Below are 22,605 nucleotides of genomic sequence, written 5' to 3' on the forward strand. Positions count from 1 at the left end.
TTCTCTGTCTTTCGTGGACAAGGTGGGTCTCCCCCCGTACGTCAGAACCCGAGCTTGAGGTAGTTGCTCGCGTTCTCCTTGGTGATCGTCTCGGAGGCGAGCACGATCGTCTTCGGCACCTGGAGCTCCACCAGGTCGGACATGCCCCGGTTCTGGCCGATCAGGCGGGCCAGGCTGACCGCCGACGAGGCCATCGAGGGGCTGTAGGTGACGGTCGCCTTCAGCGGGGTGTTGTCGGCCTGGATGTCCTCCATGGCCTTGCGCGATCCGGCACCGCCGACCATGACGAACTCGTTGCGGTTGGTCTGGTTGATCGCCGCGAGGACCCCGATGCCCTGGTCGTCGTCGTGGTTCCAGACCGCGTCGAGCTTCGGTACGGCCTGGAACAACCCGGTGGCGGCCTGCTGCCCGGAGTCGGCGGTGAACTCCGCCGGCCGACGGTTGGCGACCCGGAACCCGGCCTGGGCCAGGGTCTCGCTGAAGCCCCGGGACCGCTCCTGGGTCAGCTCCAGCGAGTCGATGCCCGGGATCTCGCCGATGATCGGGGCGCTGACCCCCTTGGCCTTCATCTGCTCGATGATGTAGTTGGCGGCGGAGACGCCCATGCCGTAGTTGTCGCCCAGGATCTGGGTCCGGTACGCCTTGGCGTCCGGGAACGCCCGGTCCAGGTTGACCACGGGGATGCCGGCCTGCATCGCCTCCAGACCGGCGGCGTTGAGCTCCTTGCCGTCGTGCGGGAGCATCACGATCACGTTGGGCTTCTGTGAGATGAGGGTGGACAGGGCCGCCCGCTGGGCCGCCGCGTCCGCTCCCGCCTCCACCATGTTGAACGTGACGTCCGAGTACGCGTCGGCCTGGGCCTTCGCGTTGGTGGTGATGGCGGCCAGCCAGCCGTGGTCGGCGGCCGGGGCGGAGAACCCGATGGTCACCGCCTGGCCGGGCTCGCTGTTGGCGTTGCCGCCGTCACTGGTGTTGATCTGTGCCTCGTTGGGGGCGGCCTCGTTGCTGGTGCAGCCGGCGAGCAGGACACCGGCGCCGACTGCGGCACCGCCGAAGAGCAACCGGCGACGACTGTGCTGGGTCATGACGACCTCCAGTTGAGGTGGTGGGGGTGGGGGAGGGAGGAGCCGACCCGGCCGAGGGTGCACCGGGCCCGGCCACCGGCAGGGTGGCCGTCGGGGGAAGCGTGGGTGGGGACGGGGCGAGGGGGATGGTCAGGAGGTCTGCGTGCCGCGGTTGCGGGCGAGGAACTTGCCCAGGCTGCCGAACTGCACCTGCTGGATCAGCACCGCGGCGACGATGATGCCGCCCTTGACCATGTTCTGCGCCTCGGTGGAGAGTCCGTTGATGGCGAACAGGTTGGTGATGGTGGAGAAGATCAGCACGCCGAGCAGCGAGCCGACGATGGTGCCCCGGCCGCCGCTGAGCAGCGTGCCGCCGATGATCGCCGCGGCGATCGCGTCGAGTTCGTAGAGGTTGGCCATCGCCGCCTGGGCCGAGGTGGCCTGGGCGGTGAGCATGATGGCGGCGATGCCGCAGCAGAGGCCGGAGAGGGCGTAGAGCAGGACCGTGTGCCGCTTGACGTTGATGCCGGCGAGCCGGGCGGCCTCCGGGTTGCCCCCGACCGCCACGGTACGACGGCCGAAGGTGGTCCGGTTGAGCAGGATCCAGCCGCCGAGGACCACCGCGACCAGGATGTAGACCAGCAGCGGGATGCCGAGCAGGCTGTTCGCCGCGATGTCGTTGATGAAGGTGTTGTTGGAGACCTGGGTCTGCTTGCCGGAGATCTCGGCGGCCAGACCTCGGGCGGCGACCAGCATGGCCAGTGTCGCGATGAACGGCACCAGCCGGCCGTACGAGATCAGGATGCCGTTGACCAGGCCGACCGCCACACCGACGGTGACCGCGGTGAAGATCATGCCGCCGGCGCCGAAGCTCTGGGTGGCGAGGGTGGTGGCCCACACCCCGGACAGCGCGATGATCGCACCGACGGAGAGGTCGATCCCCCCGCCGATGATCACGAAGGTCATGCCCACCGTGACCACGCCGACGACCGAGGCGAGTTTGAGGATGGTGAGGAAGTTCCCCCACACCCAGGTGGAGTCGGAGTAGAGGTCGGGGCGGGTGGCGACACCGATGATGACCAGCACCACCAGCACCCCGATCAGGCCGAGGTTGCGCTTGGCACCCTCGCCCCCGTCCCCGCTCCACCAGGACAGGCGGGGGGCGGTGGCGGCCTTGCCGGCCGCCGCGTGGGTCTCGGCCGGGTCGACGGGTGGGGACTGCGCCGGCAGGTCGGCCGAACGCGACGATGTGGCTGTGGAGGTGGGGGCCTCCTCACTCATGTTCGTACGCCTTCCATCAAGGACCCCGCCATGACGAGGTCGAGCACTGTGTCTTCGTCCAGTTCGCCGGCCGGGGCCTCGCGGATCATGCGGCCTTCCCGCATGACCAGCACCCGGTCGGCGAGGCCCAGCACCTCGGGAACCTCGCTGGAGACCAGCAGCACCCCGACGCCCTGGGCGGCCAGTTCCCGGATCACCTGGTACAGCTCGGCGCGGGCACCGACGTCCACACCCCGGGTCGGTTCGTCGAGCAGCAGCAGTCTGGTGCCGCCGAGCAGCCAACGCCCGACCACCACCTTCTGCTGGTTGCCGCCGGAGAGGGTGCGGACGGCCCGGTTGACGTCCAGGGGCCGCAGTTCCAGGTTGTCGGCGATCCGGTCGGCCTCCGCCCGCTCCCTGCCGACGTCGGTGAACCCGAGGCGGGCGTACCGGCTGAAGGTGGCGAGGGTGACGTTGCGGTAGATCGGCTCGCCGAGCAGCAGCGCCTGGCTCTTGCGCTCCTCCGGGGCCATGCCCATCCCGGCCTTCACCGCCGCGCCGACGCTGCCCGGGCGCAGTGCCCGGCCGTCCATCCGGATCGTGCCGGCGTCGGCCCGTCGGGCACCGAAGATGGTCTCCATCAGCTCCGACCGGCCGGACCCGACCAGGCCGGCGATGCCGACGATCTCCCCGGCCCGGACGCTGAGCGAGACGTCGTGGAACTCGCCGTCGCGGGTGAGGCCGTCCACGGTGAGCAGCTCCTCGGCCGCCGGTTCGGCGGCCGGGCGCTCGGGGAAGACGTACTCGATGGTCCGGCCGGTCATCCGACTGACCAGGTCCCGGGTGGGGGTGTCCCGGGCCGGGAGGTTCGCCGCCGTGGTCCGGCCGTCCTTGAGGACGGTGACCCGGTCGCCGATCTCCCTGATCTCCTCCATCCGGTGGGAGATGTAGATGACGGCGATCCCCTGGGCGGTCAGCTCCCGGATGATCCGGAACAGGTTGCCGACCTCGTCGTGGGCCAGCACCGCGCTGGGTTCGTCCATGATGATCAGTCGGGCCTCGTGGGAGAGCGCCCGGGCCATGCTGACCACCTGCTTACCGGCGGCGGGCAGCGCCCGCACCATCCGGCCCGGCGGGATCTCCCCGTGCCCCAACCGGGTGAGGATCTCCCGGGTGCGCCCCGCCATGTGCCCCCGGCGGACGAAACCGGCGACCTTCGGTTCGTGGCCGAGGAAGGCGTTCTCCGCCACCGACAGGTCCTCCACCAGGTCGAGTTCCTGGTAGATGGTGGCGATCCCGGCCCGCATGGCGGCCTGGGGGTTGGCGAAGGCGACCGGCTCGCCGCGCCACTCGACCTGCCCGGAGTCGGGGCGGTGCACCCCGGCGAGCACCTTGATCAGGGTGGACTTGCCGGCACCGTTCTGCCCGAGCAGGCAGTGCACCTCACCGGCGCGTACCTCCAACTGCACACCGTCGAGCGCCCGTACGCCGGGGAAGGTCTTGACCACGTCGGTCAGTCGCAGGACCACCTCGCCGTCGACGACGTCGGCGGGGGCCTCGACCAGGGGTTCGGAAGGTTGACTCATGATGCCTCCCCGAAGGCGACGTCACTGGCGAGCACCGCTGCTCCCGCGACACCGGCCCGTGGGCCGAGTTCGGACAGGACCACCGGGAGGTTGCCGGTGGCCAGGGGCAGCGACCGGCGGTAGACCACGCTGCGGATCTCGGCCAGCAGGATGTGGCCGAGCTGGGCGAGACCACCGCCGATCACGATCATCGAGGGGTTGACGAAACTGACCAGGCCGGCGAGCACCCCGCCGACCCGTCGACCCCCGTCCCGGATCAGGTTGATGCAGGTCACGTCCCCCTCGACGGCGCCCTCCGCGACGTCGAGGGCGGTCACCACGCCGCGCAGCTGGAGCCGCTCGGCCAGCGCGGGTGAGGTGCCGCTGCGGGCGGCCATCGTCGCGTCCTTGGCCATCGCGGCACCGCTGAACAGCGCCTCCAGGCAGCCGACGTTCCCGCAGGAGCAGGTGGGGCCGTGGGAGTCGACCTGGATGTGCCCGATGTCGCCGGCGCATCCGTCGGTGCCCCGGTACACCTCACCGCTGAGGAAGATGCCACACCCTATTCCGGTGCCGATCTTCACGAAGAGGAAGTCGTCGACGGAGTGGGCGACCCCGCCGTGCCGCTCCCCGACGGCCATGATGTTGACGTCGTTGTCGACGACTGCGGGGCACCCGTGCTCCCGGGTCAGCAGCTCCCGGACCGGGAACCGGTCCCAGCCGGGCATGATCGGTGGGGAGACCGGGACGCCGTCGCGGAAGCTCACCGGTCCGGGGACCCCGACGCCGACGGCGTGCAGCCGCTCGTACGCCCCGTCGACCCGGGCCTTGTGCAGCAGCTCGTTGACCCGCTGGAGGGTCACCTTCGGGCCGGAGCGGATGTCGGCGGTCTCGGCGTACGCGGCGACCGTCTCCAGTCGACCGTCCACCACCTCGACGTCGATGGAGCTGGCCCCCAGGTCCACGGCGGCGAACCGCAGTTGCGGGTTCAACTCGACGAGAGTGGAGCGTCGGCCGCCCCGGGAGGCGGCGAGTCCGGCCTCGGCGACGTATCCGAGGGCGACGAGTCGTTCCAGCTCGGCCAGGAGTCGGGGGCGGGGCATCGACAGCCGGTCCCCCAGCTCGGCCCGGGACACCGCACCCTCGTCGCGAAGCAACCGCAGAAGCCGTACGTGCAGAGGATCCTCCGACCGCACCGGGCTCACCTCCACACCATGTGCCTGTCACATCGACGAAACGTCGACGTGTTGTGCTCGACACAGTAGGAGCCTTCGGTGAGCCCTGTCCAGAGCTTCGACCAATCTGATCCAAACTTTTGTCCGAACAAGCAAAAGCTAAAAGTGGATCAAGGAAAGAGTTGCGGCCCGTCAGGTTTTCCCTGCAAGGGGTACATGATCAACGCGTTTTGCGGCATCTGGTGGGGTTGATGGGCCCGGCGCGTACCCGGGATGTCGGCATCTGCCAGGGTTCGCGCCGGACCCTCGACGGCGACCGCCGCGCCTACCGGCCGGGGCGAGGTGCCCTCGCGCCCGCCGGCGGAGACGACCGTCGCTCCCCTACCGGCGGGGCGGGGTGTTGCGCTTCTTGCGCAACTTGCGGTCGTCGCGCAGCTCGACGTACGGCTCGGTGTCGGGGTCGTGTCCGGCGGCGATGGCCCGACTGCGTTCCAGTTCGGCGTCGAACTCCGCACCGAGCAGGATCGCGATGTTGCTCAGCCAGAGCCAGACCAGGAAGATGATCACACCGGCCAGGGCACCGTACGTCTTGTTGTAGGACCCGAAGTTGCTCACGTAGAGGGCGAAGAGCCCGGAGATCGCCAGCCAGATCACCACAGCCAGGACCCCGCCGGGGCTGACCCACCGGAACCCACCGTGCCGGGCGTTCGGCGACGCCCAGTAGAGGATCGCGAACATCAGGCTGACCAGCACCAGGAGCACCGGCCACTTGGCGACGTCCCAGACCGCCACGGCCGTCGAACCGAGGCCGATCGCCGACCCGACCTGCTCGGCGAAGCGCCCGGTGAAGACCACGATCACCGCGCTGGCCAGCAGCAGGGCGCCGATGATCGCGGTGACCCCGACCCGGATGGGCAGGGTCTTCCAGATCGGCCGCCCCTCCGGCACGTCGTAGATCGCGTTCGAGGCCCGCATGAAGGCGGCGATGTACCCCGAGGCGGACCAGAAGGCACCGACCAGACCGATCACCGCGGCGACACCGGCCAGCCCGCCGTTCTGCTGGGCCTGGCTGATGGCGGCGTCGATGATCTGCCGGATGTTCTCCTCCGGGACGGCCTGTTCCACGGTGTCCCGGACCCCCTGGGTGGCACCGGGCCCGAGCAGGCCGAGCAGCGACACCAGCACCAGCATGCCGGGAAAGATGCTGAGCACCCCGTAGTAGGTCAGCGCCGCCGCCCAGTCGGTCAGCCCGTCCTCGGAGAACTCCTTGACGGTCCGGCGCAGGGTGGCCTTCCAGCCGGTCCCCGACAGGTCTGTCGGACTGTCCGGACCGTCGTCCGGGCCGACCGGACGGTTCGTCCTCCCGTGCCCCGTCCCGGCCGACGAGTCGGCGGCGTCCCGGTCGCGGACCGCCGACCCGGCGGCGGTGCCGCCGGACCCGTCCCGGACGTGCGACAGGTCATCGGCGGCGGCCCGGTCGCGGACGTGCGACCCGCCCTCGTCGGCGGTGGCCCGGTCACGATCGACCGACCCGCCCTCGTCGGCGTCGGCCCGGTCACGGATGACCGACTCGTCGGCGGACGGGTCGGCGGACGCGCCGGCCCGGTCACGGGCGGCAGACTCGTCGGCAGCCATCGGTCCTCCCTGGGTATCGCGGTTCTCAACCCCGATGTGCCCCCGGGCCTGGCCTGGTAACCCTCCGACGGTCGGAGGTGACCCGCTAGCGGTAGAGCACCGCACCCATTCGGCGGGACGCGACGAGCAGCCCCACCGCCGTGACCGCCACCAGGTAGGCCACGTCGAGCAGCGAACCCCACCCGGTGGTGCCGATCGAGATGTCCCGGATCAGGTGCACGGCGCGGTAGAGCGGGGTCACCTCGACCAGCCAGTGCAGCACCGTCGGGTACGCCTGGGCGGGCACGAACGTGCCGGAGAAGAGGAACAGGGCGAACTGGGCCGACCCGAGCAGGTCCAGGTCCTGCCAACTTCGCAGGAACGTCGAGACGGCCAGGCCGAGCGCACCGAAGGCGAAACCGACGAGGACCGCGGCCGGCAGGGCGACCAGGGCCCGCGGCACGGTGGTCAGGTCCATCGCCACCATCACCACCAGGAAGGCCGCCGAGTAGACCGTCCCGCGCAGCATCGCCCAGCCCAGCTCGCCGAGGGCGATCTCGAAGGGGCGGATCGGGGTGGCGATCATCCCGTCGTACAGCTTCAGGTATTTGATCTTGCCGAAGAAGGTGAAGGTCGTCTCGGCCAGCGCCCCGGCCATCGCCGACGCGGCCAACATCGCCGGTGCGACGAAGGTGGCGTACGCGACGACCTGCCCGCCCGGCAGGGTGAGATCCCCGATCAGGTTCCCCACCCCGACACCGATGGAGAAGAGGTAGAGCATCGGCTCGACGAGTCCGGCGGCGACCAGCACCCAGTAGACCGGCTTGAACGCCGCGACGTTGCGTCCGGCGACCGAGGCCGACCGGCGGGCCACGGCCTGGGCGGCCACCAGCCGGGGCAGCACGAGAGCGACCATGACCGCCTCCTAGATGACGAGTCGACGGCGGAACGCCCGGCAGGCCAGGAACCAGCCGCCCAGCCCCCACCCGGCGAGATAGAGCAGGTGACCGGGGATCGACCACTGCGGGGCGATGCCCAGCGTGGCCGCCCGGCAGAGGTCCACCGCGTGCCAGAGCGGGCTGAGGTACGCCAACTGACGCAGCACCACCGGCAACGACTCGACCGGGAAGAAGACCCCGGCGAAGAGCATCATCGGCAGCACCGCGAGCCGGGACAGGATGGTCAGGTAGGTGTCGGTGGGAGCCCAGGCGCTGTACGCGAAGATCGGCGCGGCCAGGGCGAGGGTGAGCAGGGCCAGGACCGGCAGGACCGCCAACGCCCAGACCGAACGCAACGCCCCGAAAGCGGCGGTCACCAGCAGGAACGCCGTCCCGGCGGTGAGCACCCGGAACAGGACGAAGGCCAGGTGGCCGGTGACGATGTCGCCTACGCGCAGCGGGGCCGCGTACTGACCGAAATAGATCTTGGACCACTGGAACCCGCTGAACACCGGGAACGTCGACTCCAGGGCCGCCACCTGCACGGCGGTGGAGGCGAGCAGCCCCGGGACGAGCCAGTGCAGGTAGCTCACCCCGTCCACCCCCTGGTCGACGTAGGAGCCGACCCCCAGCCCGAATCCGACCACCATCAGCGTCGGCAGGAAGAACGAGGAGAACAGCCCGGCCCGCCAGGTCCGCCGGTAGCTGGTCAGGTAGTAGGCGAGCACTGTCGACGCCGGCACCCGGGGCAGGGCCGGTCCGGTACGGGACTTCGTGGCGTCCACCTGTCAGTCCACCAACGTACGGCCGGTGAGCAGCAGGAAGACGTCCTCCAGGCTGCTGCGGCGGACCAGGACGGCGGCCGGTCGCAGGCCTGCCGCCTCGACCTCGGCCACCGCGGCGTCGCCGTCGTGGACGTAGAGCAGGACCCGGTCGGGAAGCACCTCGACCCGGTCCCCCAGCCCGGCCAACCGCTGCGCGTACTCCTCCTGCGACTCGGCGGCGAACCGGAGCTCCACCACCTCCCGGGTGGAGTACTGCTCGATCAGCGCCCGGGGCGCACCCTCGGCCACGATCCGGCCGCCGTCCATCACCACGAGCCGGTCGCAGAGCTGCTCGGCCTCGTCCATGTAGTGGGTGGTGAGGACCAGGGTGACCCCCTGCTGCTTGAGCCGGAACAGCCGCTCCCACACCAGGTGTCGCGCCTGGGGGTCCAACCCCGTGGTCGGCTCGTCGAGCAGGACGATCTCGGGCTCGTTGACGAGCGCCCGAGCGATGGTCAGTCGCCGCTTCATCCCCCCGGACAGCGGCTCCACCAGGCTGTCCGCCCGCTCGGTCAGCTGGACGAAGTCCAGGAGTTCGGCGGCGCGGGCCCGGGCCGCCCGACGGGAGACGCCGAAGTAACCGGCGTACACCACGAGGTTCTCCCGGACCGTCAGCTCCGGGTCCAGGTTGTCCAGTTGCGGGCAGACCCCCAGCCGGGCCCGGATCGCGGCCCCGTCCCGGACCGGGTCCTGACCGAGGATGCGCAGCTCACCACCGCTGGGCGGGGAGATGCACCCGATCATCCGCATGGTCGAGGACTTGCCCGCCCCGTTGGGTCCCAGGAAGCCGAACGCCTCCCCGGCGCGTACCTCGACGTCGATGCCGTCGACGGCGGTGAAGTCGCCGAACCGCTTCACCAGGCCCCGGGCGTGGATGAGAGGGGGTGCGTCGGTCACCGCCCGACCATAGTCACTTCCCGGACGCCTGCGACCCGGCGGAGACCAGGCAAAACCGCGAGGTCGATCACAGGTCGGCGGGGGTGGTGGCGACCCGGGCGGCGGCCACCAGCCGGTCGGTCTCGGCGAGCACCGCCTCGTCGTCACCGGGGGTGCCCGGATCGAACCGGACCGTCCAGGTCAGGCCGTCGACGCCGGGCACCCGCCGGGCAGCGATCCGGCCCGCGCCGCCGGGCAGCGCGTGGTGTTCGGTGTACGCCACCGACTTGGTCACCCTGGCCCGGACCTGGTGGGGCAGCTCCCCCGGGCTGAGCAGGAGGAACCTCTGGATCGGCAGGTCGGCCACCACCAGGTAGCCGTCGCGTTCCCCGACCCGGTCGGCGGCGGTGATCCGCAGTTCCCGCCCCGACCAGGCGGCCTTGAGGATCTCGTGCCAGCCCATCCGCTCCTCGCGTCCGGGCAGCCAGAGCCCCAGGTTGGTGGCGACCACGACGCCGCCGTCCGGACCCTCCCCGGTCGCCGCCCAGGCCAGCACCCGCTCGTCGGTCACCAGCGGCGGCCGGTCGGCGGCGGGGAGCTTCGGCCTGCGTCGGAACAGTCCCAGCACCATCGGAGGTCAGCCTCCCGCAGCTTGTTCGTTGAGGGCACGGGCGTGCTGCTCCAGGGAGAGGAGTTCGCCGAAGAGGGCGAAGTACTCGTCCTTGTTGTTGACCGGATTGATCCGCTGGAGCTTGGACTTCAGCTCCTGGATCCGCCCGTTGACCGAGCCCCGCTGCAACCCGGCCAGCTGGATGGCGACGTAGCGGGGATCGGGTTCGCCGTCGAGGCGCAGCGGCTCCACCGCCAGCTCACCCACCAACGCCTGAGCGCCCAGGTCCGTACAGGCGTCGCGGACCTTCTCGATCCACACGGCTCCGGCGGCGGCCGACGAGGTGCCACCCGCGTCGGCGACGGCGGCCCGGACCGCCGCGTGGACGGGGTGCCGGTAGTCGCCGGCCTCCACCGCGTCGAACATCGGCCCGGCCAGCGCCGGATACTGCAGGGCCAGCTTCAACGCCTCCCGCTCGATGCGGGACTGGGGGCTGTCCACGACCGCCACCGCCGGCGGGCGGCGGTCCGCAGGTGGGGCGGGGGCGGCACGGGAGTCACCGGCGGCGGCCCGGACCGCCCGCTGCACGGTGTCGATCTCCATCCCGAGCAGCTCCTCGGCGAGCCTGCGCCCGTACCCCTCGCGCTTCTCCCGGTCCTTGATCATGGCGACCAGGGGGGCGGCCCGGCGCATCGCCTCCACCCGGCCGTCGACGGTGTCCAGGTCGTACCGGTCGGTGACGTGCCGCAGTGCGAAGTCGACGAGGGGTTCCCGGCGGGCCACCAGGTCGCGGACGGCCAGGTCGCCCTTTGCCAGGCGCAGGTCGCAGGGGTCCATGCCGTCCGGGCTGACGGCGATGAAGGTACGCCCGACGAACCGTTGGTCGTCCTCGAACGCCCGCAGGGCGGCCTTCTGTCCGGCGGCGTCCCCGTCGAAGGTGAAGATGATCTCGCCAGCCACGTCGTCGGTGTCCAGCAGCAGTCGACGGAGCACCCCGATGTGGTCCCCGCCGAACGAGGTCCCGCAGGTGGCCACCGCCGTCGACACCCCGGCCAGGTGGCAGGCCATCACGTCGGTGTAGCCCTCGACGACCACCACCCGACCCTGCTTGGCGATCTCCCGCTTGGCCTGGTCGACGCCGTACAGGACGTGGGACTTCTTGTAGATCGGGGTCTCGGGGGTGTTGAGGTACTTCGGGCCGTCGTCGTCGTCGAAGAGTCTGCGCGCCCCGAACCCGATCACGTCCCCGGCGAGGTCCCGGATCGGCCAGAGCAGCCGACGGCGGAACCGGTCGATCAGCGACCCGGACCGGGACGGCCGGGACAGCCCGGCGGTGACCAACTCGTCGTGGGTGAAGCCCTGCTGGCGCAGGTGCTTGGTGAGCAGGTCCCAGGCGTCCGGGGCGAACCCGCACCCGTACCGCTCGGCGGCGGCCCGGTCGAAGCCGCGCTGGGCCAGGAACTCCCGCGCGGGACGGGCCCCGGCGGTGGTGAGCTGCCCCCGGTAGAACTCGACGGCGGCGGCGTGCGCGGCGACCAACCGCTGCTTCTGCCCGTGCGGGGCGCGGGGCCGGGCGGGACCGGAACCGGGCTCGTTCTCCACGTAGCGGAGCTGGATCCCGGAGCGGGCGGCGAGCCGCTCGACGGACTCGACGAAACTGAGGTGCTCGGCGTCCATCAGGAACTTGATCGCGTCCCCGCCGGCCCCGCAGCCGAAGCAGTACCAGACGTTACGGGCGGGTGAGACGTTGAACGACGGGCTCTTCTCGTCGTGGAACGGGCACAGCCCCTTGAGGTTGCCACCCCCGGCCGACCGTAGGGTCACGGTCTCGGAGATCACGTCGTCGATCGCGGTACGTTCCCGGACCAGCGCGATGTCCTCGTCCCGAATCCGCCCAGCCATCGCACCCCACCCCCTCGGCCCCCATCCTGCCCTGCTCGGGTGATCGTGCTCGCCTCGGGTGGGCCCCGACCCCGGACGCGCGGGCGGGCCCGACCCTGCGAACACCGAGGGTGGGCCCACCATCGACAGCCGTCAGCGGTCGCGTTTACGCAGGTAGCGACGGACCGGAGGGGAGTCCTCCTCGTCGTAGGAGCGGGCGGTGCGCAACGCCTCACCCACGCCGCGTCGCCGGATCCCCGACGGCGGCGGGTTCACCGCCGGATCCCGGGACATGTCCCGCAGCATGGCGGCGGCGAGTCCGAGCATCGCCAGGACGAACGGGAGCGCCACCATGATCGTCGCCTGTTGGAGGGCGTCCAGCCCACCGGCGAGCAGCAGCGCCGCCGCCACCGCCCCGATCAGGACACCCCAGACGACCACCACCACCCGGTGCGGGCGCAACGCCCCACGGGAGGTCAGCGAGCCGACCACCAGGGAGGCCGAATCGGCGCTGGTGACGAAGTAGAGCCCGATCAGCACCATCGCCAGGACGCTGGTGACAGCGGTCAGCGGCAGCACCTCCAGCAACCCGAAGAGAGCCTGCTCGGAGCCGTCCGCCGCGTCGGCGACCAGGTCCCGGGCGCCGGTGGCCTGGGCCCGCAGGGCGCTGCCGCCCATCACCGCGAACCAGATGGCGCTGGCCCCACTGGGCACCAGGAGGACGCCGACGACGAACTGCCGCACCGTCCGCCCCCGCGAGATCCGGGCGATGAAGGTGCCGACGAACGGCGCCCAGGAGATCCACCACGCCCAGTAGAAGATCGTCCACCCGCCGAGCCAGGCGTGGTCGGTGAAGGCCCCGGTCCGGGTGGACATGCTGACCAGGTTGCTCAGGTAGTCGCCGATGCTGGCCGGAAGCACCTCCAGGACGTACACCGTCGGCCCGACGACGAAGACGAAGATCATGACGGCGATGGCGAGCACCACGTTGATGGTGGAGAGCCACTTGATGCCCTTGTGCAGTCCGGAGAAGGCCGAGAGGACGAAGGCGAGGGTGAGCGCTGCGATGATCACCAGCTCGACCACGTCGCTCTCCTCGACCCCGGCGACCAGGTTCAGGCCGGCGGCGATCTGCAACGACCCCAGTCCCAGGCTGGTGGCGGTGCCGAAGACGGTGGCGAAGACCGCGAGCAGGTCGATGCCCTTGCCGATCGGCCCCTCCACCCGGTCGCCGATCAGCGGCTGGAAGGCCGACGAGATCCGGTTGTCCCGCCCCTTGCGGAACAGCGAGTACGCCAGCGCCAGTCCGACCACCGCGTAGATCGCCCACGGGTGCAGGGTCCAGTGGAACAGGGTGTACTGCATCGCCGCCGACGCGGCACCCCCGGTCTGCGGCTCCACCCCGGCCGACGGCGGCGGCTCGGCGTAGTGCTGGATCGGTTCGGCGACGGCGAAGAAGACCAGGCCGATCCCCATCCCGGCGGCGAACATCATGGAGATCCAGGCCAGGGTGCTGAACTCCGGTTCCTCGTCGTCGCGGCCGAGCCGGATCCGACCGAACCGGGAGGCCGCCACCACCACGGCGAGCACCACGAAGACGTTCGCCGAGACCACGAAGAACCACCCGAAGGTGTCGATCACCCAGTTCAGCCCGGCCTCGCCGAAGCTCGCCAGGGAGTCCCGGCCGAGGAAACCCCAGGCCACCACGGCGAGGACCCCGACGATGCTCAGCGTCAGCAATACCGGGTCGGGCCGCCGGTCCGTCCCCGGTCGGGCCGCCGAGTCGGTCGGCTCCGTCGGCTCCGCAGTCTCTGTCGACTCAGTCATGTTTACTCGTCTCACTCATGGGCACGCCCCATACCCATCGTGATCGAGATTCGAACGGGTCAGGTCGAGAATTGCCGAACCTGACCTGCGGCTACACCCCCGCCGTGGACGCCCCACCGGCCAGGACCCCGGCCTCCTCGGCCTCGACCTGACGGTTCCAGTCCGCCTTCGTCGAACGCCACCCCTCGTCGTTCAGACCACGCCGCCAGTACCCGGAGATGGACAGCCACCGCGCCGGTACGCCCCGTTCGACGCGCAGCAGTCGACGCAGCTCCTTGACGAAGGCGGCCTCGCCGTGGACGAACGCGTGCACGGTCCCCGGCGGGAAGTCCAGCGCCCGCACGGCGGCCACCAACGCCTCACCGACCGGCCGGTCCCCCCGGTGCAGCCAGGTCACCTCCACCGCACCCGGGCTGGTCAACTGCTGCTCGTCGGCCGCCTCGGCGACCTCCACGAAGACCCTGGCGGGGGCACCGGCGGGCAGCCGCTCCAACGACGCGGCGATCGCCGGCAGGGCGCTCTCGTCCCCGACGAGCAGGTGCCAGTCGGCCTCCGGGCTCGGCGCGTACGCCCCACCGGGGGCTGTCATGTACACCGGGTCACCGGGGCGCAGTGCGTCCACCCACGGACCGGCCAGCCCCTCGTCGCCGTGGTGCACCACGTCGATGGTCAACTCCACGGCCACCGGGTCGTACGCCCGCACCGTGTACGCCCGCAGCCGGGGCCAGTGCTCCCGGGGCAGGTCGCGCTTGACGGCGCTCAACTCCATCGGGTCCGGGTAGGTCACCCCCGGCACCGGGAACACCAACTTGACGTAGTGGTCGGTGTACTCGCCGACCGGCAGGCCGACCAGCTCCTCGCCGCCCAGCACCAGCCGGACCAGATGGGGGGTGGGCCGCTCGGTGCGTACCACCCGGGCGGTCGTGATGGGGATCAGGCGCTCCGTCATGCGGTTAGGCTAGCCTAACCGCCCAGCCCCGCCGAGTGCGTGTCCGCTGCTGGAGGCGGGTCAGCGGCCGACGACGAGCCGGTCGTGCCACGCCACGGCGGCCCGGTCGGTCAGTGAGGCCACCTGGTCGATCACCACCCGGAGCCGGGCCGCGTCGTCGGGGGCGGCCCGCCACAGCGGGGCGAAGACCGGGTCCAACGCCTCCGGGGCGTCCCGCACCAGCGCGGCCACCAGTTCGGTGAGCACCTCCCGCTGACGGGCGTACCTGGCGTCGGCACCGGGACGACGCATCACGTACCGCAGGGCGATCCCCTTCAACAGGGCACACTGGGCGCGTACCGGATTCGGCACGACCAGGTCGGCGGCGTACCGGCGGTGCGGGCCGGGGCCGTACCGGTCCTGGGTGGCGGCCACCGCCGCCGCCACGAACCGGCCGGTCAGCAGGCTCGTGGTGTCCTTGAGTGCCACCTGCGCCCGGTGGCTGCCGTCGTAGTCGGCCAGCCGGGACAGGGCCGGGTCGGCCAGCAGGTCGACCAGGATCGCCGCCAGGTCGTCGACGCTCTCCCCGGAGTACACGGCGGCGACGTCGGCGCAGAGCGCGGCCCGCTCGACGGGGTCGACGAGCAGCGGACGCAGCGTGACGTACCCGCCGTGCACACCGTCCTCCACGTCGTGCACCGAGTACGCCACGTCGTCGGCCCAGTCCATCACCTGCGCCTCCAGGCAGCGCCGGGTCGGGTCGGGGACCCCCTCGCGCAGCCAGTCGAAGGCGGGGCGGTCGTCGGCGTACACCCCGAACTTGCGCTCGCCGGGTCGGCGCGGCCAGGGGTACTTGCCTGTCGCGTCGAGGGCGGCCCGGGTCAGGTTGAGCCCGGCGGACCTGCCGTCCGGGGCGAGGACCTTGGCCTCCAGCCGGGTCAGCACCCGCAGTGTCTGGGCGTTGCCCTCGAACCCGCCGCACCCGGCGGCCAACAGGTCGAGGGCGGTCTCCCCGTTGTGCCCGAACGGCGGGTGCCCCAGGTCGTGGGCCAGTCCGGCGGTGTCCACCACGTCCGGGTCGCAGCCCAGCCGGGCCCCCATCTCCCGGGCGATCTGCGCCACCTCCAGCGAGTGGGTCAGCCGGGTACGCAGGAAGTCGTCGGTGCCGGCGGTGTGCACCTGGGTCTTGGCGGCGAGCCTGCGGAACGCCGCCGAGTGCAGCACCCTGGCCCGGTCCCGTTCGTACGCCGACCGGCCGTGACCGCTGTCCTTGGGCGGCTCGACGACCCACCGCTGCGCCTCCGGCGGATCGGCCGGACGGGTCACGATGATCACCCCTCGGCCTCGTCGGCGGTACCGCCCGAGGGCGCTTCGAGGTGCACCGTACCGCAGCCGCCCCCGGGGGTTCGCGCCGTCGGGGCACGTCCCGAGGGGCCGGCTGCGGTCATTCCCCGCTAGGAGGGGTCCCTTCCCTGCAGGCGGGCGAGGGTGTGCACCTGGGACCGGGTGTCGGTGTAGAGGCTGGTGTAGCCGGCGTAGAGGGTGTCGTAGGTGTCCCGGACGGAGGGGTCGGGTCGGACCACCTGCCCGGGGCGGGTCCAGTCGGTGTCCGGGGCGACCAGCCCGGCCCCCACCGCGGCCAGCAGGGCGTCGCCGTAGGCGGCCCCGATGGTCACCGTCGGCACCTCCTGCTCCCGACCCGTGACGTCGCTGACGATCTTCGTCCAGAGTCCACCCTGGGTGCCGCCGCCCACGGCGACCAGCCGACGCACCGGGTTCTCCGGGGTGTCCAGCAGTTCCAGGATCTGTCGGATCCCGAAGGCGATGCCCTCGTAGACGGCCCGGAACAGGTGACCCCGGCCGTGCCGGAGGGTCAGCCCGGCGATCACCCCCCGGGCGTCCGGGTCGAAGATCGGGCTGCGCTCCCCGGCGAAGTACGGCAACATCAGCAGCCCGTCGGCGCCGGCCGGCACCTGCGCCGCCTCGGCGACCAGGGTCTCGAACGGCACCTCCCCGACCAGGTCCCGCAGCCAACTGGTCAGACTGCCCGAGGTGGCCATCCCGGCGGCCAAGCAGTAGGTGTCCGGGGCCACCCCGGCGGTGTTCCACAGCTGCGGGTGCCGGGCGACGCCCTCCAACTGTTGGACGAAGAACATCGTGGAGCCGTACATCAGCATCAGGTCGCCGGGACGGCGGACCCCGACGCTGACCGACTCCGCCCAGGCGTCGACGGTCCCGGCGCAGACCGGGGTGCCCACCGGCAGTCCGGTCGCCTCGGCAGCCGCCGGGGTCACCGCGCCGACCACCTCGGCCGACCAGGCCAGCCTCGGTGCCGGCAGGTCCGCCATGATCTCGTCGTACCAGGGCCGGTGCCAGTCCCGGGCCTCGATGTCGTAGAGGGGGACCGACTGGCTGGCGGTGTGGTGGTCGAGGACGTACTCCCCGGTCAGCTTGCGCACCACGTACGAGCTGGAGTTGTACCACCGGCGGGCGTTCGCCCACACCTGCGGTTCGTGGCGGCGGACCCACAGCGCCTTCGGGCCGACCGCCTGGCTGGTGATCGGGGTGCCGCCACGGCGCAGCACCTCGTCGGCGCCGTACCTGTCGGTCAGCTCGTCGATCTCGGCGGTGGCCCGCATGTCGATGCCGTAGAGGATCGCCGGTCGGACCGGGGTGTCCTGCTCGTCGCAGAGGACCAGGCAGGGGCCGACCCCGCTGACACAGGCAGCGGCGATCGGGGCGCCCTGGGCGGCGGCGCTCAGCTCGACGGCGATGGACGTCACGTCGCCCCACCAGACCGCCTCGGCGTCGACCTCCGCCCACCCGGGTCGGGGCAGCGACATCGACCGGGGCCGGGGGCGTACGGCGGTGGCCACCACGGTGCCCTGCGCGTCGGTGAGCACCCCCTTGCTGCTCCCCGTCCCCAGGTCGATGCCGATCAGCAGCGGTTCCACTACAGGTCCACCTCGCCGCAGAGGTGCACCACCAGGCCCAGCTCGGCGAAGAGGGCGGCCTTCGCGGCGAGGGCCTTGTCGGCGGTGGCGGCGTCCGGGGCGTACACCACGTTGAGGTGGTTGGCCTTGTGCCTGCCCATCAGCTGGTCCCGGTCCACGCCGTGCAGGACCGCGTGCATGATCGGCCACTGCGGGTTGGTGGCGTCGAGGCGACGCTGGGTCTCCTCGGCGGGCAGCTCGACGGCGGTGCCCCGGCCCAGGTCGACGTGGAGGACACCGTCGGCGATGAAGACCCGGGACCAGACGATCTCCCCCGGCTTGGACACCCCGCTGAGGGTGCCGCCGCCGAGCGGGAAGAACATCGGCGGCTGCCGCATGCTCCAGCTCTTGTCGTAGCCGCCGTTGTGCGAGGCCGGTACGGAACCGGAGATCTCCATGACCCAGACGAACCGACCGTCGTACTCCTCGCCCCACCTGATGTCGTGCAGGGTGGTCGCCGGGTCGAGCCCCATCGCGGTCCAGATCCGGTTGGTGACCAGCGAGTCCACGGCCACCCCCTCGTCGACCTCGTTGAAGTGCGGCAACGGCTGGTCGGCGTAGAGCTCCCGGGCCCCGTCACGGCTGCGCACCGGCGGCCGGGAGACGTTGTTGAGCAGCCCCTCGACCAGGTCGCTGGCGGGGACCACGTCCTTGAGGCCCTGCTGGTACTGGATACCCACGGCGTCCAGGCCGAAGTCGTCGGAGATCCGCAGTGCGGCGACGTACATCTTGAACTGGCTGTGCAGCTGGGCGTCGGTCAGCTCGGTGGCCTCGTCGGTGCCGGTGTGGAAGGTCAGCCCGGCGGCGTCCAGCCAGTCCCGGACGGCCTGGGCCTCGGCGTCGGTGACCTTGTTCATCTCGGCGACCAGGGCGCTCTGCGACAGCCGCTCCTTGAAGATGCCCAGCGGGTTGAGCAGCTCGTCGTCGATGATGGCGTTGTACATGCCCATGCAGCCCTCGTCGAAGACCCCGATGATGGCCTTGTCCCGCTTGAGCTGGGTGGCCAGGGCCCGACCGAGGCGTACCTCGTCGGTGTCCGGCAGGGCGGGCAGGTCCCGTACGTGGCTCTGGTCGTGCTCCAGCTTCCCGGTCTCCAGCCAGGTACGCAGCCGGGACAGCGCCCAGTCGTCGGTGAACTTCTCGCTCCACAGGATGGAGTGCTCGACCCCCGCCTTGGTGAGGCTGGCGGTCAGCCCGAGCAGGCCGACCAGGCCGGGGAACTCGCCGCTCCAGTTCGCCACCACCAGGATCGGCCCCCGGTGGGTACGCAGACCGGCCAGCACGTGGTGGCTGTACTGCCAGACCGCCTCGGCGACGATCAGCGGGGCGTCCGGCGGGATCGACTTGAACACCTCGATGCCCTGGCGCTGGCTGGCGATGAAGCCGTGGCCGGCCTCCTCGTCGACCGGGTGGGCCCGGTGGACCCGGTGGCCCAGCGAGGTGACGGCCCGTTCCAGGTCGGCCTCGAACTGCCGCTGGGTGGGCCAACAGGTGACGTTGGCGCTCAGCCGCAGGTCGCCGCTGGCGACGGTCCAGACCACCCCGGCCTCGGCCTGGGGCTGTTCGGTCAACTCGGGAAAGGCGTAGCTGCTCACGAGAGGCTCCTCGGGGACGGGTCGGTCGGCAATGTCAGAGCAGGTCGGCGACGGCGCTCTCCAGCGCCCGCCGGTCGTCGGGGTCGATCGGGTCGAGCGGGGCCCGCAGGCCACCGGCGGGCAGGCCACGCAGTTCCAGGACCGCCTTGAGGTGGGCCAGGTCGCCGTGTCGGGTGGCGGCCACCGCGCGCAGGGACCGTTCCCGGGCCGCCACGAGGGCCTCGGTGTCGCCGGTGCGCAGGGCGTCCCGGACGGCGAGGAAGGGCTCGGGCAGCACCGAACTGACCCCGGACACCACTCCGGCGGCACCGGCCGTGACGACCTCGGTGAACTCCGCGTCGGCACCGGAGTAGACGGGCAGCGTCGGGTCGCCCAACGCGCTCAGGTAGCCGGTCAGCGCCGCCGTCGACTCGCCACTGATCTTGACCCCGGCCAGCCCGGTCCCGACCAGTCGGGCGAGCAGGTCCGGCGAGACCGGGGTGGTGGTCCGGGCCGCGAAGAGGTACCCGTACACCGGACGGCCGTCGGCGGCGGCCACGACCGCCTCGTAGTAGGCGAGCAGGGCCGACTCGGTGGCCGGGAAGTAGTGCGGGGTCAGCGCCGCGAACCGGGCCGCCCCCCGGTCGACCGCCGCCCGGGTGAGGCGTACCGCCTGGTGGGTGGAGGCGTGCCCGACGTGCCAGTAGGTCCGGTCGGCGCCGAACGCCTCGGCGGCGGCGGTGCTGACGTCGAGGCGCTCGTCGTCGGTGAGGGTGGTGAACTCACCCGTCGTGCCGCCCACGAAGACCCCGTCCAGGGGGTGCCGGGCGAGCTGGTCGTAGGCGGCCCGGGTGGCCGAGCGGTCGACGGTGCCGTCCCCGGCGAAGAGGGTCGGCACGGCGCTGATCAGGTTCGCGGCGGGGTGGGCCGTCATGGGGTGCGCTCCGAGGGGTCGAGCAGGGCGAGCACGATGCCGCGCCGCTGCCAGGTGTAGGACACGGCCAGCCGGTCCCCGACGGGGACCAGACAGGGGTACGAGAACTCGTTCACCCCGGTGGTCGTCACCCCGGAGTCGGCGGGGCGGTAGCCCTCGCCCGCAGTGGAGTCGAGGGACTCCTCCAGGGTCGTCCAGGGGTGGAAGGTCTCCCCGCCGTCGGTGGAGGCGGAGACGACAAGGGGTGCCCGGCTGGCCCAGTCCCCGACCGTCGGGTTGTGGGCCAGGTGGACGGTGTCGCCGAGGCGGGCCACGGCGACGCCGGAGTTGTTGTTCGGCACCGTGTGCAGCGTCCCCGGTGACCAGGTCTCACCGTCGTCGGCGCTGGTGGCGGTGACGAGCCGACCGGCGGTGCTGCGGGCCAGCAGTCGCACCTCGCCGGTCGGGTTGCGCCACAGGGCCGGTTGGATGGCCCCGGCGCCGGGGAAGGTGTCGTGGTCGAGGGCGATGTCGGGAGTCCGCCGCCAGGTCCGGCCGTCGTCGTCGCTGACGTCGACGAAGCAGTCCCAGCGGGGCCGGTCGCCCCACGTCTCGGTGGAGGCACCGGCGAGCAGCCGCCCGGAGGGCAGCCGGAGCGGCGGGGTGCGGACCGGCCCCCGTCCGCCCCGATCCGCCTCCCCCACCGGCCGTGGCGGGGACCAGGTCCGACCCCCGTCTCCCGAGACCACCTGGTACGTCACCCAGGCGGAGATGGTCGTGCCGACCTTGAACCAGCAGACCAGTTCCCCGTCGGTACGCAGGTGCAGCACCGGGTTCCAGCAGGGACCGACGTCCCCGCTGACCACGACGGGGGTGGACCAGTGGTCCTCCGCCCCGACGGTGAGCTGGATCCGGGAGTCGGGTGCCCCCTCGTGCTCGCCGACGAACCAGGCGACCACGAAGGTGTCCCCGACCGGGCAGACGGTGCTGCCGTGGCACTGCCCCGACACGTCCCGTACGACGAAGTGCTTCGCCGTCACCGGCTCGCCTCGACGCCCAGCGGCGGGTCGGCCGGGGTGTCGTCGTCCCCGGGGGTCTGCTTGCGGGCCTTGATCCGGGCCCGGATCCGGGGCACCGCGACGGCGAGCACCGCCAGCAGGAGCAGCCCCACCGCGATCGGGCTGGTGTAGATCGTCTCCAGTCCGCCCAGCTCCATCGACCGGCGGAAGTTCCGCTCGGCGAGGGGGCCGAGGATCAGGCCGAGGACGATCGGCCCGGCCGGGAAGCCGTACCGGCGCAACATCAGTCCGAGGACGCCGAACATCAGCATCACGCCGACGTCGAAGACGCTGTTGTTCACCGCGTACGTGCCGACGACGCAGAAGGTCAGGATCACCGTCCACAGGAACCGGCTGGGCAGGTCGAGCAGCTTGGCGACGCCGCGCATCCGCAGCAGGCTCAGTCCCAGCGTCAGGACGGTGGCGACGAACATGATGCCGGCGATGGAGTAGACCAGGTCCGGCTGGTTGGTGAACAGGCCCGGACCGGGCTGGATGCCCCAAATGATCATCGAGCCGAGCATGACCGCCATCACCGAGTCACCGGGGACGCCGAGGGCGAGGGTGGTCAGTACGGATCCCCCGACACCGGCGTTCGAGGAGCCGTCGGCGGCGGTGAGTCCCTCCAGGGAGCCCTTGCCGAACTTCTCCGGCTCCTTGGAGAGCCGCTTGGCCTGGTTCCAGGCGACGATTCCGCCGATGTCCCCGCCGACGGCGGGCAGGACGCCGACCACGGTACCGACGCCGGAGCCGACGGCCATCGGCTTGACCATCTGCCGGGCCTCCCGCTTGTTCGGCCACCACCGACCGAAGTCGGTGATCGGCTTCTGGGAGGTGTGCCGCCGGGAGATCATCTGGCTGAACACCTCGGCGATGCCGAAGAGACCGATGATCACCGCGATGAAGGGGACCCCCTCGACCAGCTGCGGGATGCCGAAGGTGAACCGGTCCGACCCGTCCATCGGGTCCCGGCCCACGGTGCCCAGGGCCAGGCCGAACAGCCCGGCGATGAGGCCCTTGAGAAGCTGCTTCCCGGAGACCTCGACCATCATCGTCAACCCGAAGATGACCAGGGCGAACATCTCCGGCGAGCCGAACTGCATGGCCACCGTGCTCAGCGGGATCGCGGCCACCATCAGCACCGCGATGCCGACGAAGCCGCCCACCGCCGAGGCGAAGGCCGACGCTGTCAACGCCAGTCCGGCCTTGCCCTGTTTGGCCATCGAGTAGCCGTCGAAGGTGGTGGCGATCGACGCCGGCGTACCCGGAGTGTTGATCAGGATGGCCGGGACCCGGTCACCGAACTGCGCCCCGATCAGGATGGTCAGCAGCACGGCCAGGCCGGGCAGCGGGTCCATGGTCAGGGTGAAGGCGCTCGCCAGGGCGACCGCCATGGTGGCGGTGATGCCCGGGAAGGCGCCGACCAGCATGCCGATCGCCGCGCCCGCAAGGACGCAGAGCATCATCTCTACGGAGAGGAGGGCACCGAAGCCCTCGACCATCGC

At 71.5% G+C, this 22,605-nt stretch carries 18 protein-coding genes; all 18 read right to left on the reverse strand.

The window, feature by feature from the left end; translation table 11 throughout:
- Positions 1 to 41 precede the first annotated feature (41 nt).
- The 18 genes from WHN02_RS26010 to WHN02_RS26095 all read right to left on the reverse strand — a co-directional run bounded on the left by WHN02_RS26010 (position 42) and on the right by WHN02_RS26095 (position 22,602).
- Entirely contained in the window at positions 42 to 1,085 is a 1,044-nt protein-coding gene (locus tag WHN02_RS26010; protein ID WP_434741270.1) for a substrate-binding domain-containing protein, read from the reverse strand.
- A gap of 129 nt (positions 1,086 to 1,214) precedes the next feature.
- Positions 1,215 to 2,345: an ABC transporter permease gene (locus WHN02_RS26015; RefSeq protein WP_434741271.1), complete on the reverse strand. Its 1,131-nt coding sequence runs from the start codon at positions 2,343 to 2,345 to the stop codon at positions 1,215 to 1,217.
- On the reverse strand, positions 2,342 to 3,910 hold the full coding sequence (locus tag WHN02_RS26020; protein ID WP_434741272.1) for a sugar ABC transporter ATP-binding protein: 1,569 nt from the start codon (positions 3,908 to 3,910) through the stop codon (positions 2,342 to 2,344). Before WHN02_RS26020 ends, WHN02_RS26015 begins: the two co-directional genes overlap by 4 nt.
- Complete coding sequence (locus WHN02_RS26025; protein WP_434744076.1) at positions 3,907 to 5,085, reverse strand: ROK family protein; 1,179 nt, start codon at positions 5,083 to 5,085, stop codon at positions 3,907 to 3,909. Before WHN02_RS26025 ends, WHN02_RS26020 begins: the two co-directional genes overlap by 4 nt.
- A 360-nt stretch (positions 5,086 to 5,445) precedes the next feature.
- Entirely contained in the window at positions 5,446 to 6,699 is a 1,254-nt protein-coding gene (locus tag WHN02_RS26030; protein ID WP_434741273.1) for a YihY/virulence factor BrkB family protein, read from the reverse strand.
- Positions 6,700 to 6,784: 85 nt separating this feature from the next.
- The gene (locus WHN02_RS26035; RefSeq protein ID WP_434741274.1) at positions 6,785 to 7,594 is read right to left on the reverse strand and encodes an ABC transporter permease; all 810 of its coding nucleotides are present in this window, start codon (positions 7,592 to 7,594) and stop codon (positions 6,785 to 6,787) included.
- A 9-nt stretch (positions 7,595 to 7,603) separates the two neighbouring features.
- Positions 7,604 to 8,401: an ABC transporter permease gene (locus WHN02_RS26040; RefSeq protein WP_434741275.1), complete on the reverse strand. Its 798-nt coding sequence runs from the start codon at positions 8,399 to 8,401 to the stop codon at positions 7,604 to 7,606.
- A gap of 3 nt (positions 8,402 to 8,404) precedes the next feature.
- The gene (locus WHN02_RS26045; RefSeq protein ID WP_434741276.1) at positions 8,405 to 9,337 is read right to left on the reverse strand and encodes an ABC transporter ATP-binding protein; all 933 of its coding nucleotides are present in this window, start codon (positions 9,335 to 9,337) and stop codon (positions 8,405 to 8,407) included.
- Positions 9,338 to 9,404: 67 nt separating this feature from the next.
- A complete protein-coding gene (locus WHN02_RS26050) occupies positions 9,405 to 9,941 on the reverse strand; it encodes a hypothetical protein (RefSeq protein WP_434744077.1) in 537 nt (178 codons plus the stop codon).
- Positions 9,942 to 9,953: 12 nt separating this feature from the next.
- On the reverse strand, positions 9,954 to 11,828 hold the full coding sequence (gene dnaG / locus WHN02_RS26055; protein ID WP_434741277.1) for a DNA primase: 1,875 nt from the start codon (positions 11,826 to 11,828) through the stop codon (positions 9,954 to 9,956).
- Between the two features lie 132 nt (positions 11,829 to 11,960).
- On the reverse strand, positions 11,961 to 13,634 hold the full coding sequence (locus WHN02_RS26060; protein WP_434741278.1) for a BCCT family transporter: 1,674 nt from the start codon (positions 13,632 to 13,634) through the stop codon (positions 11,961 to 11,963).
- A gap of 91 nt (positions 13,635 to 13,725) precedes the next feature.
- Entirely contained in the window at positions 13,726 to 14,583 is an 858-nt protein-coding gene (locus tag WHN02_RS26065; RefSeq protein ID WP_434741279.1) for a siderophore-interacting protein, read from the reverse strand.
- A 60-nt stretch (positions 14,584 to 14,643) separates the two neighbouring features.
- The gene (locus WHN02_RS26070; protein ID WP_434741280.1) at positions 14,644 to 15,888 is read right to left on the reverse strand and encodes a deoxyguanosinetriphosphate triphosphohydrolase; all 1,245 of its coding nucleotides are present in this window, start codon (positions 15,886 to 15,888) and stop codon (positions 14,644 to 14,646) included.
- 128 nt (positions 15,889 to 16,016) lie between these two features.
- Complete coding sequence (locus WHN02_RS26075; RefSeq protein WP_434741281.1) at positions 16,017 to 17,516, reverse strand: FGGY-family carbohydrate kinase; 1,500 nt, start codon at positions 17,514 to 17,516, stop codon at positions 16,017 to 16,019.
- Entirely contained in the window at positions 17,516 to 19,150 is a 1,635-nt protein-coding gene (locus tag WHN02_RS26080; protein WP_434741282.1) for a fucose isomerase, read from the reverse strand. Before WHN02_RS26080 ends, WHN02_RS26075 begins: the two co-directional genes overlap by 1 nt.
- A gap of 34 nt (positions 19,151 to 19,184) precedes the next feature.
- The gene (locus tag WHN02_RS26085) at positions 19,185 to 20,063 is read right to left on the reverse strand and encodes a dihydrodipicolinate synthase family protein (protein ID WP_434741283.1); all 879 of its coding nucleotides are present in this window, start codon (positions 20,061 to 20,063) and stop codon (positions 19,185 to 19,187) included.
- Positions 20,060 to 21,082, reverse strand: a complete 1,023-nt coding sequence (locus WHN02_RS26090) for an exo-alpha-sialidase (protein WP_434741284.1) — start codon at positions 21,080 to 21,082, stop codon at positions 20,060 to 20,062. The genes WHN02_RS26085 and WHN02_RS26090 overlap by 4 nt, the downstream gene beginning before the upstream one ends.
- Entirely contained in the window at positions 21,079 to 22,602 is a 1,524-nt protein-coding gene (locus tag WHN02_RS26095) for a tripartite tricarboxylate transporter permease (RefSeq protein WP_434744078.1), read from the reverse strand. Before WHN02_RS26095 ends, WHN02_RS26090 begins: the two co-directional genes overlap by 4 nt.
- Between the last annotated feature and the right edge of the window lie 3 nt (positions 22,603 to 22,605).

It is taken from the genome of Micromonospora sp. SH-82 (assembly GCF_051132485.1).
Taxonomy (GTDB): Bacteria; Actinomycetota; Actinomycetes; order Mycobacteriales; family Micromonosporaceae; genus Micromonospora.